Annotated in this window: 16 protein-coding genes; 6 read left to right on the forward strand and 10 right to left on the reverse strand. The window is 60.0% G+C overall.

Annotated elements, in window-relative coordinates:
• Positions 1–144: 144 nt before the first annotated feature.
• From glpR to BLX42_RS11355, 3 genes are all read right to left on the reverse strand, one after another.
• Positions 145–900 carry a DNA-binding transcriptional repressor GlpR gene (glpR, locus tag BLX42_RS11345; RefSeq protein WP_046787769.1) on the reverse strand — a complete coding sequence of 252 codons (756 nt, stop codon included), beginning with the start codon at positions 898–900 and terminating at the stop codon, positions 145–147.
• A 113-nt stretch (positions 901–1,013) separates the two neighbouring features.
• Positions 1,014–2,513, reverse strand: coding sequence for a glycerol kinase GlpK (gene glpK, locus BLX42_RS11350; RefSeq protein ID WP_046787768.1), 1,500 nt, complete (start codon positions 2,511–2,513; stop codon positions 1,014–1,016).
• A 41-nt stretch (positions 2,514–2,554) separates the two neighbouring features.
• Entirely contained in the window at positions 2,555–3,406 is an 852-nt protein-coding gene (locus BLX42_RS11355) for an MIP/aquaporin family protein (protein WP_161871792.1), read from the reverse strand.
• A gap of 300 nt (positions 3,407–3,706) precedes the next feature.
• Between BLX42_RS11355 and ybaK the strand changes: the two genes are divergently transcribed.
• Positions 3,707–4,177, forward strand: a complete 471-nt coding sequence (ybaK, locus tag BLX42_RS11360) for a Cys-tRNA(Pro) deacylase (RefSeq protein WP_039601812.1) — start codon at positions 3,707–3,709, stop codon at positions 4,175–4,177.
• A gap of 38 nt (positions 4,178–4,215) precedes the next feature.
• Here the strand turns inward: ybaK and BLX42_RS11365 are convergent, their stop codons facing one another.
• Both BLX42_RS11365 and argF read right to left on the reverse strand, forming a co-directional pair.
• A complete protein-coding gene (locus BLX42_RS11365) occupies positions 4,216–5,325 on the reverse strand; it encodes an ABC transporter ATP-binding protein (protein ID WP_161871793.1) in 1,110 nt (369 codons plus the stop codon).
• Positions 5,322–6,242, reverse strand: coding sequence for an ornithine carbamoyltransferase (gene argF, locus BLX42_RS11370; RefSeq protein ID WP_046787764.1), 921 nt, complete (start codon positions 6,240–6,242; stop codon positions 5,322–5,324). The genes BLX42_RS11365 and argF overlap by 4 nt, the downstream gene beginning before the upstream one ends.
• Before the next feature lie 362 nt (positions 6,243–6,604).
• Here argF and BLX42_RS11375 point away from each other — a divergent pair, with 362 nt between their 5' ends.
• Complete coding sequence (locus BLX42_RS11375; protein WP_161871794.1) at positions 6,605–8,713, forward strand: molybdopterin oxidoreductase family protein; 2,109 nt, start codon at positions 6,605–6,607, stop codon at positions 8,711–8,713.
• 91 nt (positions 8,714–8,804) lie between these two features.
• Complete coding sequence (grxD, locus tag BLX42_RS11380; RefSeq protein WP_012313029.1) at positions 8,805–9,140, forward strand: Grx4 family monothiol glutaredoxin; 336 nt, start codon at positions 8,805–8,807, stop codon at positions 9,138–9,140.
• A 57-nt stretch (positions 9,141–9,197) separates the two neighbouring features.
• On the opposite strand, the gene bfr is transcribed toward grxD, so the two are convergent.
• Positions 9,198–9,671: a bacterioferritin gene (gene bfr, locus BLX42_RS11385; protein WP_046787762.1), complete on the reverse strand. Its 474-nt coding sequence runs from the start codon at positions 9,669–9,671 to the stop codon at positions 9,198–9,200.
• Between the two features lie 200 nt (positions 9,672–9,871).
• Positions 9,872–10,093 carry a bacterioferritin-associated ferredoxin gene (locus BLX42_RS11390; RefSeq protein ID WP_039601808.1) on the reverse strand — a complete coding sequence of 74 codons (222 nt, stop codon included), beginning with the start codon at positions 10,091–10,093 and terminating at the stop codon, positions 9,872–9,874.
• Between the two features lie 213 nt (positions 10,094–10,306).
• Between BLX42_RS11390 and BLX42_RS11395 the strand changes: the two genes are divergently transcribed.
• Entirely contained in the window at positions 10,307–10,909 is a 603-nt protein-coding gene (locus tag BLX42_RS11395) for a peroxiredoxin (RefSeq protein WP_012273884.1), read from the forward strand.
• 77 nt (positions 10,910–10,986) lie between these two features.
• Here BLX42_RS11395 and rnt read toward each other — a convergent pair whose 3' ends face one another.
• A complete protein-coding gene (rnt, locus tag BLX42_RS11400; RefSeq protein ID WP_046787761.1) occupies positions 10,987–11,661 on the reverse strand; it encodes a ribonuclease T in 675 nt (224 codons plus the stop codon).
• Positions 11,658–12,704 (reverse strand): dihydroorotase, encoded by a 1,047-nt coding sequence (gene pyrC / locus BLX42_RS11405; RefSeq protein WP_046787760.1) that lies wholly within the window; start codon positions 12,702–12,704, stop codon positions 11,658–11,660. The genes rnt and pyrC overlap by 4 nt, the downstream gene beginning before the upstream one ends.
• A gap of 130 nt (positions 12,705–12,834) precedes the next feature.
• On the opposite strand from pyrC, the gene BLX42_RS11410 reads away from it, so the two are divergent.
• Together BLX42_RS11410 and BLX42_RS11415 are read left to right on the forward strand one after the other, a co-directional pair.
• Positions 12,835–13,809 carry an OmpA family protein gene (locus tag BLX42_RS11410; RefSeq protein ID WP_161871795.1) on the forward strand — a complete coding sequence of 325 codons (975 nt, stop codon included), beginning with the start codon at positions 12,835–12,837 and terminating at the stop codon, positions 13,807–13,809.
• A gap of 127 nt (positions 13,810–13,936) precedes the next feature.
• Positions 13,937–15,154 (forward strand): argininosuccinate synthase, encoded by a 1,218-nt coding sequence (locus tag BLX42_RS11415; RefSeq protein WP_046787758.1) that lies wholly within the window; start codon positions 13,937–13,939, stop codon positions 15,152–15,154.
• Between the two features lie 295 nt (positions 15,155–15,449).
• On the opposite strand, the gene BLX42_RS11420 is transcribed toward BLX42_RS11415, so the two are convergent.
• The gene (locus tag BLX42_RS11420; RefSeq protein ID WP_115273718.1) at positions 15,450–15,908 is read right to left on the reverse strand and encodes a hypothetical protein; all 459 of its coding nucleotides are present in this window, start codon (positions 15,906–15,908) and stop codon (positions 15,450–15,452) included.
• Positions 15,909–16,252 lie beyond the last annotated feature (344 nt).

Here is a 16,252-nt window from a genome sequence, read left to right on the forward strand (position 1 = left end):
GAATATGAACATTAATGTTCGTTTCCGAAAATACTAGCGCAACAGAACGGCCATCGCCAGTCAGTGTTTATAGAAAAAACTGATGAGATGACAATAAAGTGAACAATATCGAAAATAGCGGGCCCTTCTGGACCCGCTTGCGGTTCAAACCACCTCGAGCCGGATCTTGTACTGGTTGAGCAGCTCACCTAGTGCAGGGGATGGCGGCTGGTCGGTCACCAGGCAGTCGACCAGGCTGATCGAGCCCAGGCGTACCATGGCGTTACGCCCGAATTTGCTGGAGTCGGCAGCCAGGATGACCTGACGGGCGTTGGCGATGATTGCTTGGGAAACGCGTACTTCCTGGTAGTCGAAGTCCAGCAGGCTGCCGTCTTCATCGATACCGCTGATGCCGACCAAGGCGAAGTCGACCTTGAACTGGCTGATGAAATCGACGCTGGCCTGGCCAACCACGCCCCCGTCACGGCGTACTGTGCCGCCTGCGACCAATACTTCGAAATCATCCTTGGCGGCAAGGATCGCAGCAACGTGCAGGTTGTTGGTGATGACCTTCAGGTGGTTGTGGTTGAGTAGCGCCCGGGCAATCGATTCGGTGGTGGTGCCGATGTTGATGAACAGCGAGGCATGGTCAGGAATTTGCCGGGCCACGGCGTCGGCAATACGCTGTTTTTCGTCGCGCATCTGGTCGGCGCGCATGGCGTAAGCAGTGTTCTCGATACTCGAATCATAGGCGGCGCCACCGTGGTAGCGGCGCAGCAGATTGAGCTCGGCGAGCTGGTTGATGTCGCGACGGATGGTTTGCGGGGTGACGACGAACAGCTGCGCCATTTCTTCGATGCTGACGTAGCCGCGTTCGCGTACCAGCTCGAGGATTTGTTGTTGGCGTGGGGGCAGATTCATGGGCGGTCCTTATGGGCTGCCGGACAAATTCTGCAATGATGCCGTAGGAAAGGGACTACGGCCAGTAGGCCGTGGGGTGACGGGGGCCGCGAAGCAGCCCCTGCCCAGGGCGATCAGGCCTCGTGATCTTCCCAGTCGCGGGTACGCTCGACGGCTTTGCGCCAGCCGGCGTACAGTTTTTCCTTCTTCGCTTCATCGAGTTGCGGGCTGAACTCGCGCTCGATGATCGCCTTGTCACGCAACTCGTCCAGGCCACTCCAGAAACCACAGGCCAGGCCCGCCAGGTAAGCGGCGCCAAGGGCAGTGGTTTCGCGCATTTTCGGGCGTTCCACACAGGTGCCGAGAATGTCGGCCTGGAATTGCATGAGGAAATTGTTGGCCACCGCGCCACCGTCGACACGCAACTCGGACAGGCGTTGGCCGCAGTCCTGCTGCATGGCGTCCAGTACGTCGCGGGTCTGGTAGGCGATCGACTCCAGCGCAGCACGGATGATGTGGTCGACTTTCACCCCGCGCGTCAGGCCGAACAGCGCGCCGCGGGCGTAAGGGTCCCAGTACGGTGCGCCCAGGCCGGTGAAGGCGGGCACAAGGTAAACCCCGTTGCTGTCCTTGACCTTGCTGGCGAAGTACTCGGTGTCCAGGGCATCGTTGACGATCTTGAGTTCGTCGCGCAGCCATTGCACGGTGGAACCACCGTTGAACACTGCGCCTTCCAGGGCATAGGCCACTTCGCCACGTGGCCCGCAGGCAATGGTGGTCAGCAGGCCGTGGGAGGAGGTTACGGCTTTGTCGCCCGTGTTCATCAGCAGGAAACAACCCGTGCCATAGGTGTTCTTGGCCTGGCCGGGTTCCACGCACATCTGGCCGAACAGCGCGGACTGCTGGTCACCGGCGATACCGGCAATGGCTATGCCGCTCTTGGTGTGGCCGTAGACTTCGGAAGACGGGCGCACCTGGGGCAGCATCTGGCGCGGGATGCCGAGAATGTCGAGCATCGTTTCATCCCACTGCAGGCTGTGGATGTTGAACATCAGCGTGCGCGAGGCATTGGTGTAGTCGGTGACATGCACCTTGCCGCCGGAAAACTTCCAGATTAGCCAGGTATCCACGGTACCGAACAACAGTTCGCCGCGTTCGGCCCGCTCACGTACGCCCTCTACATTGTCGAGGATCCACTTGAGCTTGGTGCCGGAGAAGTACGGATCGGTGACCAGGCCGGTGGTTTCGCGAATGTATTGTTCATGCCCGTCGCGCTTGAGTTGTGCGCAGATCTCTGTACTGCGCCGGCACTGCCAGACGATGGCGTTGTACACCGGGCGCCCGGTTTCCTTGTCCCATACCACTGTGGTTTCACGCTGGTTGGTGATGCCCAGTGCGGCGACCTGCGCATGGCTGATGCCGGCCTGTGCCAAGGCTTCGACCATGGTCGCGCTCTGTGTGGCGAAGATCTCCATCGGGTCGTGCTCGACCCAGCCGGCTTGCGGATAATGCTGGGCGAACTCGCGCTGGGAGGTGCCGACCACATTGGCGTCGCGGTCAAAGATGATGGCCCGCGAGCTGGTGGTGCCCTGGTCCAGGGCGATGATGTAGTTCTTGTCCTGGGTATCTGTCATGGTCATAGGCCTTGCAAAATGAGGAGGTCAGGGCGCCAGCATCAGTTGGCTTGAGTATCGCCCTGGCGATTGCCGTTTGTCTCTGGGTTCGCGCTTGGTGCCGTCGGCAGGTTGCGGGCGATCAAGCCACGATAGGTCGCAGCACCCAGGCAAGCGCCGAAGATCGGCGCGAACACCGGAACCAGGAAATAAGGGATATCCCGACCGCCAGTGAAGGCGATTTCGCCCCAGCCGGCCAGGAAGGTCATCAGTTTGGGTCCGAAATCGCGGGCCGGGTTCATCGCAAAGCCGGTCAGCGGGCCCATGGCGCTACCGATCACGGCGATCAACAGGCCGATCAGCAGCGGTGCCATCGCACCACGGGGCAGGCCGTTGTTGTCGTCGGTCAGGGCCATGATGACCGCCATCAGGATTGCAGTGATCACCACTTCGACCAGGAACGCCTGTGCGGTGGAAAGCGAAGGGTGTGGGTAGGTGGAGAACACCGCCGCCAGTTCCAGGCTTTCGTTACTGCCGCGCAGCATGGCATGGGTTTGTTCGAAATCGAAGAACAGGTTGCTGTACAGGGTGTAGACCAGCGCCGCGCCGCAGAAGGCGCCGCAAACCTGGGCCAGCATGTAGAACGGCAGTTTGCGTTTGTCGAAGCTTGCGAACAGGGTAAGGGCGATGCTGACGGCCGGGTTCAGGTGCGCACCTGATATACCGGCGGTGAAGTAGATCGCCATGCTCACGCCGACGCCCCAGATGATGCTGATTTCCCACAGTCCAAAGCTGGCGCCCGCGACCTTGAGGGCGGCGACGCATCCTGTGCCGAAAAAGATGAGCAGCGCCGTGCCGAGGAATTCGGCCAGGCATTGGCTGGACAGCGTAGGTTCGCGTAGAGCAGTCGTCATGTATGACCTCTTTTTTTTTGTTGTGAGGCGCTAAGCGCTCGACAGCAAAGCCCGGCGTCCATCCCCATTGACCCCGGGCGCATGTAGGAATGCACTTAAAAAGTGCACCATTTATTCAGAAACGAAAAAATATAGACAAGAAACGCTTATGTCAAAGGTCGAAAGTGAACGATCGGTCACGATATGAGCGTTGAATGCGGGCGCGAATCCCACGCTAGAGCGGCGTGTCAGCTGTGAACTGGCTGGAGTGTAGGATTTGTCCTAAAGTAGCCGCCGAATTGTCTCGGAGCGGAGCACTGCATGACCCCGGCCCTCGATCTTTTGAAAAAGGCGCGCGCGCAACATCGCGTGCACAGTTATGAACACGATCCAAAGTCGGCGTCTTATGGGCTGGAGGCGGCTGAAAAACTGGGGCTGGAACCGCAGCAGGTGTTCAAGACCTTGTTGGCCAGCAGTGAGAAGGGCGAGTTGCTGGTGGCCGTGGTGCCTGTTGTGGGGACGCTGGACCTCAAGGCGCTTGCCCATGCCGCAGGCGTGAAGAAATGCGAGATGGCCGACCCCGCGGCAGCTCAGCGTGCCACAGGTTACCTGGTGGGCGGAATCAGTCCGCTGGGGCAGAAAAAGCGTCTGCGCACCTTCATCGACGATTCGGCGCAGAACTTTGCCACCATCCATGTCAGTGCCGGGCGACGGGGGTTGGAAGTGGAACTGGCTGCTGCTGTACTGGCCGAGCAGACCCAGGGCACCTTCGCCGGTATCGGTCGGGGTTGAGCTGCGCAGGGGTCGCCTGGCAGCCCCACGTTGCTGAATCAGGTCGCCGAGCTGTAGCGACGCACTCCGTTTTCCTGCCGTGGCAACTGCGCCGCGACACTGCCGGGTACCGGGAACAGCACCAGGTGGTCAGCTTTGACGGTAATGCCGACCTGCTCGCCAATTTGGTGATCGATATGGCTCGGGAAGATCGCTTCCAGCTGGCTGCCTGTCGGCAATTGCAGACGGTACAGTGTCGATGCGCCCAGGAAACTCTTGCCGACGATGCTTGCGCGCAGTGCGCTGTCGGCGTCAGGGACGATATCGTCAGGGCGCAGCAGCACGTCTACCGAGCTGCCGGGGGCCATGATGTAGGCGCGGTTACCCCGCAGCTCACCGAGCTCGGTGTTGACTGACTCATGGCTGCTCATCTGGCCACGGATGAAATAACCCTGGCCGATGAAACTGGCGACGAATGGCGTCTGCGGCTCATGGTAGAGGTTGTAGGGCGTGTCCCACTGCTCCAGGCGGCCTTCCTTGAACACGCCCACATGGTCGCTGACCGCGAAAGCTTCTTCCTGGTCATGGGTAACCAGAATCGCGCTGGTGCCACGGCTTTTGAGGATGTCACGGACCTCGTGGCTCAGGCGTCGGCGCAATTCGACGTCCAGGTTGGAAAACGGCTCGTCCAGCAGCAGCAATTGCGGCTCTGGGGCCAGCGCCCGGGCCAGGGCCACGCGCTGTTGCTGGCCGCCTGAGAGCTCATGCGGGTACCGCCCGCCGAGGCCACCGAGCTTGACCAGCTCAAGCATTTCTTCGACCACCTGCCCCTGGGATGGGTGCTTGACGATGCCGAAGGCGATGTTTTGCGCCACGGTCAGGTGCGGGAACAGCGCATAGTCCTGGAACACCATGCCTATGCGGCGCTTCTCCGGGGACAGGGTAAAACCGGCGCGGGAAATGACTTCGCCCGCGAGCTGGATCTCACCTTCGTGTACCGGCTCGAAGCCGGCGATGGCGCGCAGGGTGGTGGTCTTGCCGCAACCCGACGAACCCAGCAGGCAACCGATGTCGCCTGCGTTCAGGTGCAGGTTGAGGTTCTGGACGATGCGCTGGTCGCCGTAGCCGCAGGCGAGGTTGCGCAGGTTGAGCAGTAGGGGTTGACTCATGCGTGGTGGTAAGCCGGTTCGACAAGGAATTCGAGAAGGGCCTTCTGTGCATGCAGGCGGTTTTCAGCCTGGTCCCACGCGACCGAACGGGGGTCGTCGAGCAGGTCATGGCTGATTTCCTCGCCGCGGTGGGCGGGCAGGCAGTGCATGAACAGGGCATCGGGTGCCGCCAGGTCAAGCAGTTCGCGGGTGACCTGGTAAGGCGCGAAATGCGCCAGGCGCCGTGCAGTTTCCTCTTCTTGGCCCATGGAAGTCCAGACATCGGTGGTCACCAGATGCGCGCCACGTACGGCTTCACGTGGATCGCGGATGATCTGCACGCGGTCTGCGCCCAGTGCCATGAAGCGTGGGTCAGGGTCATAACCTTCCGGGCAGGCGATGCGCAGCTGGAAATCGAACTGCCGGGCAGCCTCGATGTACGAGTTGCACATATTGAAACCATCGCCGATCCAGGCCACGGTCTTGCCCTGGATAGCGCCACGGTGCTCGTGGAACGTCTGCATGTCGGCCAGCAATTGGCAGGGGTGCGACTCATCGGAAAGGCCATTGATCAGCGGTACGCGTGAATTGGCGGCGAACTCGGTGAGGGTGCTGTGCGCGTGGGTGCGGATCATCACCGCATCGACCATGCTCGACAGCACGATGGCGCTGTCGCTGATCGGTTCGCCCCGGCCCAGCTGTGTGTCGCGTGGCGACAGGAAGATAGCCTGGCCACCGAGCTGGATCATGCCGGCTTCGAACGACACCCGGGTCCGGGTGGAGGATTTTTCGAAGATCATGCCCAGGACACGGTTTTTCAGCGGTTCGAACAGCACGCCGCGCTTGCGCAGGTCCTTCAGCTCGATGCCTCGGCGGATCACACCGAGCAATTCGTCGGTGGTGAAATCCAGCAGGGAGAGAAAGTGCCTAGCGCTCATGATTGACTACCTTATCTGCAACGGTATGCAGGTCGACCGTATGGTTTTTTTGACAACGGGAGTGACCTGCGGCGTAAGCCGCACGGGGCGGACGAAATAGGGAAAGGCGCAATACTATAATTAAATGTCGCCTAAAACCAAGAGGGGGAACAGCGGCTCTGTTGCAAAGGGTGTCATTACCCCTTGAGCCTGCGCTGTTTTTTATTTGCTACAGAGGTTGTACACGGCTTGCTGGCAATTTGGCAAATGGCTGTCGCAAATCGTGCGCCTGATGTCGGGAGATTCACGCTGCGAAGCGCGCTGGCAGGGTGCAAGGGCAGGGGGCATAGTCGGTTTTCAACAATTGCAAGGCAGAGGCAGCCATGACCAAGACCCTGCATCACCGTGCCTGCCACCTGTGTGAGGCGATCTGCGGGCTGAACATCGAAGTCAGCCATGAAAGCGACGGGGAGGCGCGCATCAGTGCAATCAAGGGCGACCCCCAGGACCCGTTCAGCCGTGGCCACATCTGCCCCAAGGCCGTGGCTTTGCAGGATATCCAGGATGACCCGGACCGCCTGCGCCAACCGCATCGACGGGTGGGTGAGCGATGGCAGGCCATCAGCTGGGAGGAGGCTTTTGCCCTGGCCGCCGATAAGCTGTGGTCGATACAGCAGGCACATGGGCGTAACGCGGTGGCGGTTTACCAGGGTAACCCGAGCGTGCACAACTACGGCTTGATGACCCACAGCAATTACTTCCTGGGGCTGCTCAAGACACGTAACCGTTTTTCCGCCACCTCTGTGGACCAGTTGCCTCAGCACCTGACCAGCTACCTGATGTATGGCCACGGCCTGCTGTTGCCGATCCCGGACATCGATCACACTGATTTCATGCTGATCCTCGGTGGCAATCCTTTGGCCTCCAATGGCAGCATCATGACCGTGCCGGATGTGGAAAAGCGCCTCAAGGCCTTGAAAGCGAGAGGCGGGCAACTGGTTGTGGTGGACCCGCGGCGCAGTGAAACTGCGGCCATGGCCGACCGGCACCTGTTCGTGCGCCCCGGCGGCGATGCGGCGCTGCTGTGCGGTTTGCTCAATACCCTCTTCGATGAAGGCCTGGCGCGTGGTTCGCATCTGCCGGTCAATGGCCTGGAGCAGGTGCGCACGGCGATCAAGCCGTTCACCGCCGAGGCCATGAGCGCCCAGTGCGGCATCGACGCTGCCAGCATTCGCCAGTTGGCACGGGATTTCGCCGCTGCCGACAAGGCGGTCTGCTATGGCCGCATGGGCGTGTCGACACAGGCTTTCGGCACCTTGTGCCACTGGCTGGTGCAAGTCATCAATCTGGTAACCGGCAACCTGGATCGTCGAGGCGGTGCGCTGTGCACCGAGCCTGCCGTGGACCTGGTGGCGAGCACCTCGGGCGGGCATTTCAATGCCTGGCAGAGCCGCGTGTCGGGGTTGCCCGAATACGCTGGTGAGCTGCCCGTGGCCGCCCTGGCCGAGGAAATGCTCACGCCCGGCGAGGGGCAGGTGCGGGCCCTGGTGACCGTCGCCGGTAACCCGGTGCTGTCCACCCCCAATGGCAGGCAGTTGGATGCGGCGCTGCAGGGGCTGGAGTTCATGCTCAGCATCGACCTTTACATCAACGAGACGACCCGCCACGCCGACCTGATCCTGCCGTCTACTTCGGCACTGGAAAACGACCATTACGACAGCACCTTCAACCTGCTGGCTGTGCGTAATGTCACCCGCTTCAACCGGGCCATACTGGCCAAGCCTGCAGGCGCCTTGCACGACTGGGAAATTTTCGTTGGCCTGGCGCAAGCCTTTGCCAAGCGTGCAGAACTGGAACTGAAACCGACCATGGCACCTGCGCAGATGATCGACCTGGCGTTGCGCAAGGGCCGCTATGGCGACGAAAGTCCCCGCAAGCTTTCGCTTGAAACGCTTGATCAATACCCTCATGGCCTCGATCTGGGCCCCTTGGGCGCTAATCTGCGAGAGCGTTTGGCGACTGCCAGCAACGCCGTGGAGGCGGCGCCCCAGGTTGTGCTGGAGGACTTGCGCCGGTTGGCCGAATGCGTACCGGCAGTAGCGGGTGATTTGCTGCTTATCGGGCGTCGCCATGTGCGCAGCAACAACTCGTGGATGCACAACTACCATCGCCTGGTCAAAGGCAAGCCACGCCATCAGTTGTTGATGCATCCGCAGGACATGCGCCAGCGGCAGTTGGAGGATGGCCAGCGGGTACGCATCCGTTCGCGCACCGGTGACCTGGAAGTCGAGGTGCAGGCCTGTGAGGACATCATGCCTGGTGTGGTCAGCCTGCCGCATGGCTTTGGTCATGGCCGCCAGGGCGTCAACCTGCAGATCGCCCAGGCGCAACCCGGCATCAGTGCCAATGACCTGACCGATGAGCGTCTGCGTGACGCTGTTTCCGGGAATGCGGCGCTCAATGGCGTACCCGTGCACGTGAGCGCCGCCTGAGCACCGGCAAGGCCGAGCATTAGGCTCAGGTTTCCGATACAATGCGTCACCGTGCCGACCATCGAGTCGGAAAGTTCAGACGAGGTGTTCCATGGATATCATCGAAACGATCAAAGAGCAGATTGCCAACAACACCATTCTGCTTTACATGAAGGGCTCGCCGAATGCCCCGCAATGCGGGTTCTCGGCCAAGGCATCGCAAGCTGTGATGGGTTGTGGCGAAAAGTTTGCTTACGTGGATATCCTGCAGAACCCGGAAATCCGCGCCAACCTGCCTAAATACGCCAACTGGCCGACCTTCCCGCAACTGTGGGTAGCTGGCGAGCTGGTCGGCGGTAGCGACATCATGCTGGAGATGTTCGAGAACGGTGAGCTGCAGACACTGATCAAGGACGCCGCTGCCAAGGCCAAGGCTTCCGAAGCCTGATCTTTCGGCAAGCATGAAAAAACCCGCTCATGGCGGGTTTTTTTATGGGGCCGGAATTTACTCTTCGCCCATCTGCGACTGCAGGTAGTTCTCGATGGTGATCTTGTCGATCAGGCTCAATTGAGTTTCCAGCCAGTCAATGTGTTCTTCCTCGGATTCGAGGATGTCTTCAAGCAGTTCACGCGAGCCGAAGTCACCGACGGTTTCGCAGTGGGCGATGGCGGCTTTGAGATCGACCAGGCCTTTCTGCTCGATCTTCAGATCGCATTCGAGCATTTCCTTGGTGTGCTCGCCGATCAGCAGCTTGCCAAGGTCCTGTACGTTCGGGATGCCTTCGAGGAAGAGAATACGCTTGATCAACTTGTCAGCGTGTTTCATCTCATCGATGGATTCCTTGTACTCGTGCTTGCCGAGCTTGTTCAGGCCCCAATCTTCGTACATGCGTGCGTGCAGGAAGTACTGGTTGATCGCGACCAGCTCGTTTCCGAGGATCTTGTTGAGATGCTGGATGACGCTTACGTCGCCTTTCATTGCGGGTTCCTGCCCTGAGAAGTGTGCCGATACAGGGAAGTTTGAGCCTGATACTTAGGGCTGTCAAACCTAAGTTCTTGAATAATAAGTGAAAATTAATAGGAATAAGAATGTTTGTGAACCGCGTTGGGACGCTAACTTATTGAATTGTAGGCATAAAAAAACCGGACACGAGGTCCGGTTCTTCGAATTGGGCGATATCAGGCGGCAGTAAATTCCACCGGATAGGGCAGGGCAGCTTGCTGGCTCACCTGAAGCTCGGTCAGGGTCTCGCGGACTACCTGCTTGGCCAGGCACGCGCATTTGCCACATTGGCTGGCGACATTGGTCGCGGCTCTGACGTCCTTGTAGCTGCAGCATCCTTCATAGATCGCATCGCGGATCTGTCCGTCGGTCACGCCGACACAAAGACACACATACATAAAGTCGGACCATCGCTGGTTGAGTCGATGGGTGGAGAGTAATGGTAATGAGAATGCTTGTCAAAACACTTTCTGTAAGTGCCGTGCTTGAGCGACCGGCGGTTGGATTCGGCCTGTAACCGGAAGCCGTGTATGATGGTCGGCCTTTGTTGGATGTCGGGCAAGCCCGCCTTGGCCTGGCAAACGGTTCTTCACCCTCATCAGGAGATTGCAATGAGCGTACTCGTTGGCAAAAAAGCCCCCGACTTCACCGTCCCGGCTGTACTGGGCAATGGCGAAATCGTCGACAGCTTCAACCTAGCCTCGGCCATCAAGGGCAAGTACGGCCTGGTGTTCTTCTACCCACTGGACTTCACCTTCGTATGCCCGTCCGAGCTGATCGCCCTGGACAACCGCATTCCGGACTTCCAGGCCCGCAACGTTGAAGTGATCGGCGTTTCGATCGACTCGCACTTCACCCACAACGCCTGGCGTAACACCCCGGTCAACAATGGCGGTATCGGCCAGGTCAAATACACCCTGGCAGCCGACATGACCCACGAAATCTGCAAGGCCTACGACGTCGAGTCCGAAGGCGGCGTGGCTTTCCGTGGTGCCTTCCTGATCGACACCAACGGCGTTGTCCGTTCGCAGATCATCAATGACCTGCCACTGGGCCGTAACATGGACGAGCTGCTGCGCCTGGTCGATGCCCTGCAATTCCACGAAGAGCACGGTGAAGTCTGCCCGGCCAACTGGAAGAAAGGCGACAAGGGCATGAACGCTTCGCCAGAAGGCGTTGCTGCTTACCTGAGCGAGAACGCTGGCAAGCTGTAATTGCCGAGCGCATAAAAAAAACCGGCCTTCGTGGCCGGTTTTTTTTGCTGCAAGCTTGCAGCTTGCCGCTCTGCGCCTCAATCGTTGAAATCGCGCCAGCCGCCCATCTCTTTCCAGCGGTTGACGATGCCGCAGAAGAGTTCGGCTGTCTTCTCGGTGTCGTAACGTGCCGAGTGCGCCTCACGGCCGTCGAAGTCGATGTCCGCGCTCTGGCAGGCCCTTGCGAGCACGGTCTGGCCGTACGCCAGGCCAGCCAGGGTGGCGGTGTCGAAGCTGGAGAACGGGTGGAACGGGTTGCGCTTCAGATCGTTGCGCGTCACCGCCGCATTCAGGAAACCCAGGTCGAAGCTGCTGTTGTGGCCGACCAGGATCGCCCGCTTGCAGCCGTTGGCCTTCAGTGCCTTGCGCACGCCGCGGAAGATGTCGGTCAGCGCGCTTTCCTCGCTCACCGCCATGCGCAGCGGGTGGTCCAGCTTGATGCCGGTGAACTCCAGTGCGGCAGCCTCGATATTGGCCCCCTCGAACGGCTCCACACGGTAGAAGTAGGTGTGCTCCGGGAACAGGAAGCCCTTCTCGTCCATACCGATGGTCACCGCGGCGATTTCCAGCAGGGCATCGGTGGCGCTGTTGAAACCGCCGGTTTCGACATCCACCACTACCGGCAGGTAGCCACGGAAGCGCTCGGCCATCGGGTGGCGTGAACCGCTGCTGGCCTGGCCGTCCTGCTCGTCTTCGTAGAGGTCTTCGCTCACGCGTTGTCCTCCAGCAGGCGCCAACGCAGTTTTTCACCGGCGCGCAGCGGGATCACGGTCTGCTCGCCAAACGGCAGGCTGTCCGGGGCAGTCCATTCTTCACGGACCAGGGTAATCGTGTCGGTATTTGCCGGCAGGCCGTAGAAGGCCGGACCATGCAGGCTGGCGAAACCTTCCAATTTGTCCAGCGCATTACGCTGTTCGAAGGCTTCGGCGTACATCTCGATGGCCGCATAGGCGGTGTAGCAACCGGCACAACCGCAGGCAGCTTCCTTGGCGTGGCGGGCGTGGGGTGCCGAGTCGGTGCCGAGGAAGAACTTCGGGTTGCCACTGGTGGCCGCGTCCAGCAGCGCCACCTGGTGGGTGTTGCGCTTGAGAATCGGCAGGCAGTAGAAATGTGGCCGAATGCCGCCGACCAGCATGTGGTTGCGGTTGTACAAAAGATGCTGTGCGGTGATGGTCGCACCGACGTTGGCAGGCGCCTCGGTGACGAATTGCGCTGCATCGGCGGTGGTGATGTGTTCGAACACCACTTTCAGCGTGGGGAAGCGCTCGACCAGGCGACGCATGTGTTCGTCGATGAAGCGTTTTTCGCGGTCGAACACGTCGATCTCGCTGCGGGTCACTTCACCATGCACCAGCAACGGCATGCCGACTTCAGCCAGCGCTTCGATGGCCGGGAAGATATTGTCGATGCTGGTCACCCCGGAATCGGAGTTGGTGGTGGCGCCGGCCGGATACAGCTTGGCGGCGTACACGATGCCGCTGGCCTTGGCCGCGCGGATGTCCTCGGGGCTGGTGCGGTCGGTGAGGTACAGCACCATCAACGGCTCGAAGCGGCTACCGGCCGGACGGGCACTGAGGATGCGCTCACGGTAGGCCCCGGCTTCGTCGGCATTGCGTACCGGTGGAACCAGGTTCGGCATGATGATGGCACGGGCGAAAGTACGCGCCACATCGCCAACGGTATGGGGCAGGACGGCACCATCGCGCAGATGGATGTGCCAGTCGTCGGGACGCAGGAGGGTCAGGCGATCGGACATTGGGAATTCCAGGCGGGTCGAACTCAGGCGCCAATGCTACCGGAAAACCCTCGCCCGAGCACGGCTATCAAGTTTTCCGGCAAGCGTCCGATAGCCTGCCTGTAAGCCGTCAGAATTAGTGGAGCCTCCCGTGCGCCAGCGTTACCTAGCCCTGTTGACCCTGTTCGCCAGCCTGCCGGCCGGTGCATTGACCTTCCAGACCCGCATGGAAAACATCGCCTGGAAAGTCGAGGGTGATCAGTTCGAATGCCGGCTGATTCAGCCGATCGATGGTTTCGGCAGTGGTGAGTTTGTGCGCCGGGCGGGGGAGCAGCCGGTGTTCCAGCTGCGTTCTGGCAGTAATGTGCTGGGGGCCGGTTCCGCTACGCTGCTGGCGGCTGCGGCCCCTTGGCAGCCGGGCCGTGGCGATATCAACCTGGGGGCGGTGCGGCTGGCGCGCACTGGGGTGCTGTTCAGTTCATCCCAAGGCCAGGCCAGCCGCTTGATCAATGGCCTGCTCGATGGCCGCAGTACGGTGGTGCGAAGCTATACCGGGGAGGCGGGGCGGCCGATCGAAGTGCGTGTGCTGCCGGTGAGCTTTGCCAAGGCGTGGAGTGATTATCAGGCGTGTGCCGGCAAGATGTTGGCGATGAACTATGACCAGGTGCGCCAGACGCAGGTGGGGTTCCCTGGAGGGGGCATAGACCTGGATGCCGCGGCGCGGGCGCGACTGGATGTGGTCCTGGATTACTTGAAGGCCGATCCGACGGTCAACCATATCGAGCTCAATGGCCACTCCGACAACAGCGGCAATCGCTTGACCAACCGTGACACCTCTCGGCGCCGTGCGTTGGCGGTTGCTGATTACTTCAAGGCCCATGGGGTACCGGAGGAGCAGATCACCGTGCGCTTCCATGGCGAACGTTATCCGTTGGTGAAGAACAACAGCGCCGCAAACCGCGCACGCAACCGGCGCGTCAATATCGAACTGGATCGTGTCACGCCGGTCGAGAAACCTGCGGCCCAACCTGTCCAGCATCCGGCCCCAGCGACGGCCCCCGCTACGGCGCCTGCGCCAGGCCCCGCCAGCGCTGCTCCTGTGCAGCCTGCTGCGAAACCTTCCTGACGCTGCAGGGCGTCGCCCCTTTGACAGTTCCTGTCGCTTTGTCGTCAGAAGCTGTCGCCCCACTGTAAATTTATCCGCAACGCCGGTAGAATCGACCCCTTTCCGTACAACCCCGTGGAGTGATGGCATGGCGGACGTAAAAAAGGTCGTACTGGCGTATTCCGGCGGCCTTGATACTTCGGTGATTCTCAAGTGGCTGCAGGATACCTACGACTGCGAAGTGGTGACGTTCACCGCTGACCTGGGTCAGGGCGAAGAAGTTGAGCCGGCTCGCGCCAAAGCCCAGGCAATGGGCGTCAAAGAGATCTATATCGACGACCTGCGCGAAGAGTTCGTGCGTGACTTCGTCTTCCCCATGTTCCGCGCCAACACCGTCTACGAAGGCGAGTACCTGCTGGGTACTTCCATCGCACGTCCGCTGATCGCCAAGCGCCTGATCGAAATCGCCAACGAAACCGGCGCTGACGCCATTTCCCACGGCGCCACCGGCAAAGGCAACGACCAGGTCCGTTTCGAGCTGGGTGCCTATGCACTCAAGCCGGGCGTCAAGGTCATCGCCCCATGGCGCGAGTGGGACCTGCTGTCCCGCGAGAAGCTGATGGACTACGCCGAGAAGCACGGTATCCCGATCGAGCGCCACGGCAAGAAGAAGTCGCCGTACTCGATGGACGCCAACCTGCTGCATATCTCTTACGAAGGCGGTGTTCTGGAAGATACCTGGACCGAGCACGAAGAAGACATGTGGCGCTGGAGCGTCTCGCCGGAGAATGCTCCGGACCAGGCGACCTACCTCGAACTGACCTACCGCAATGGTGACATCGTCGCCATCGATGGCGTCGAGAAGAGCCCGGCCACTGTCCTGGCCGACCTGAACCGCATTGGCGGTGCCAATGGTATCGGCCGTCTGGACATCGTCGAAAACCGTTACGTGGGCATGAAGTCGCGCGGCTGCTACGAGACCCCGGGCGGTACCATCATGCTCAAGGCTCACCGTGCCATCGAGTCGATCACTCTCGACCGCGAAGTCGCTCACCTGAAAGACGAGCTGATGCCCAAGTACGCCAGCCTGATCTACACCGGCTACTGGTGGAGCCCGGAGCGTCTGATGCTTCAGCAGATGATCGATGCTTCGCAGGTCAACGTGAACGGTGTTGTGCGCCTGAAGCTGTACAAGGGCAATGTCACCGTGGTCGGCCGCAAGTCCGACGACTCGCTGTTCGATGCCAACATCGCGACTTTCGAAGAAGATGGCGGCGCCTACAACCAGGCCGATGCTGCGGGCTTCATCAAGCTCAATGCACTGCGCATGCGTATCGCTGCCAACAAAGGCCGCGCGTTGCTCTAAGCCTTCAAGCGTATTGCATGAACCCCGGCTTGGGGCTAATGCCAGTCAGTTAGCGTCATTAGGGCTGCTACGCAGCCCATCGCCGGCAAGCCAGCTCCTACAGGTACAGCGCAGACCTCAAGTACTGCGCGGCCCCTGTGGGAGCTGGCTTGCCGGCGATGGGCCGCAAAGCGGCCCCATATGGCTTAACTGACTGGCATTCGGCCCCGGCCGGGGTTTTTGTATGCACTTCCCAATACCCACCTGCCCGACAATCCGTGAAGAAGTTTTCCGCGGCTGCAAGATCGTGTACCGCTCAGTTTCTCAGGTGTGTCGCGTTTTCCGGTAACTCACAGACCGACACGCGAAAACACTGCTGCTTGTCCAGATTGCAGTATATCCAGGTGCCCCCTGTAACTTGAGGTTGTGCAAGCGTCCTCAGTACATGTTGCTCGATCATTCTTTGCGCATCAGGGCCCGAGAGCATGACCGTTACAGGTTCTGCTTCGAAAGTTGTCGGTTGCGGCGTACTGGTTGCACCGTCAACGGAAGTACTTTCGGGCTTGTAAAGTGATTTGTAATTGAAGTTGAGTGTCAGGAAAAATAGCCCCGTCAGAAAAAACGGGAAGCCCACTAAAAACCAGGTATAGAGACTCTGACTTTTTTCGCTGAGAAACGGAAGTGTTGCCAGTGCAGAGGCCTCGATGATGCCTGCAAAGATGGCGATGATCGTCATTGGGGCGGTGGGTTGGGCGGTGGGTTGGTTTGCAGCCATGATGTTGGCCTCCTGCGTTTTTCCAATCAATACCCTACCGAGCCGCTCAACCAAATTATGCACCGTTTCCGGGGGGGGAATTGATCCCGGCATTTCGGAATGTCTGAAACAGGTTTTTTATTTTGCTGTTGGATTGATTGTTGAGTTATGCAGGTTTTCATCTCTGTTTCGAGGAAGAATGCGCTTTTGTGGCCAAACAGGTATTCCTATTGGATGATTAGTTGTGCTTTGTAGGAAAAATCCTAAACCGACGTAAGGTTCATCTATTCATGTGTTTGCGCGGAGAATTGGCGCGCCATAATGCGTGCTGCTCGGTTATGGTGGCGCGTCGTCAAAGCAAATAA

It is taken from the genome of Pseudomonas sp. SG-MS2 (assembly GCF_009933855.1).
Lineage (GTDB): Bacteria > Pseudomonadota > Gammaproteobacteria > Pseudomonadales > Pseudomonadaceae > Aquipseudomonas > Aquipseudomonas putida_E.

Bases quoted from the DNA above. Each gene is read 5' to 3' on its own strand.
- BLX42_RS11420 (WP_115273718.1), bottom strand. From the start codon at position 15,908: ATGGCTGCAAACCAACCCACCGCCCAACCCACCGCCCCAATGACGATC.
- pyrC (WP_046787760.1), bottom strand. From the start codon at position 12,704: ATGTCCGATCGCCTGACCCTCCTGCGTCCCGACGACTGGCACATCCAT.
- BLX42_RS11365 (WP_161871793.1), bottom strand. From the start codon at position 5,325: ATGAGTCAACCCCTACTGCTCAACCTGCGCAACCTCGCCTGCGGCTAC.
- bfr (WP_046787762.1), bottom strand. From the start codon at position 9,671: ATGAAAGGCGACGTAAGCGTCATCCAGCATCTCAACAAGATCCTCGGA.
- glpR (WP_046787769.1), bottom strand. From the start codon at position 900: ATGAATCTGCCCCCACGCCAACAACAAATCCTCGAGCTGGTACGCGAA.
- grxD (WP_012313029.1), top strand. From the start codon at position 8,805: ATGGATATCATCGAAACGATCAAAGAGCAGATTGCCAACAACACCATT.
- BLX42_RS11390 (WP_039601808.1), bottom strand. From the start codon at position 10,093: ATGTATGTGTGTCTTTGTGTCGGCGTGACCGACGGACAGATCCGCGAT.
- BLX42_RS11355 (WP_161871792.1), bottom strand. From the start codon at position 3,406: ATGACGACTGCTCTACGCGAACCTACGCTGTCCAGCCAATGCCTGGCC.
- glpK (WP_046787768.1), bottom strand. From the start codon at position 2,513: ATGACAGATACCCAGGACAAGAACTACATCATCGCCCTGGACCAGGGC.
- BLX42_RS11395 (WP_012273884.1), top strand. From the start codon at position 10,307: ATGAGCGTACTCGTTGGCAAAAAAGCCCCCGACTTCACCGTCCCGGCT.
- ybaK (WP_039601812.1), top strand. From the start codon at position 3,707: ATGACCCCGGCCCTCGATCTTTTGAAAAAGGCGCGCGCGCAACATCGC.
- BLX42_RS11415 (WP_046787758.1), top strand. From the start codon at position 13,937: ATGGCGGACGTAAAAAAGGTCGTACTGGCGTATTCCGGCGGCCTTGAT.
- BLX42_RS11375 (WP_161871794.1), top strand. From the start codon at position 6,605: ATGACCAAGACCCTGCATCACCGTGCCTGCCACCTGTGTGAGGCGATC.
- argF (WP_046787764.1), bottom strand. From the start codon at position 6,242: ATGAGCGCTAGGCACTTTCTCTCCCTGCTGGATTTCACCACCGACGAA.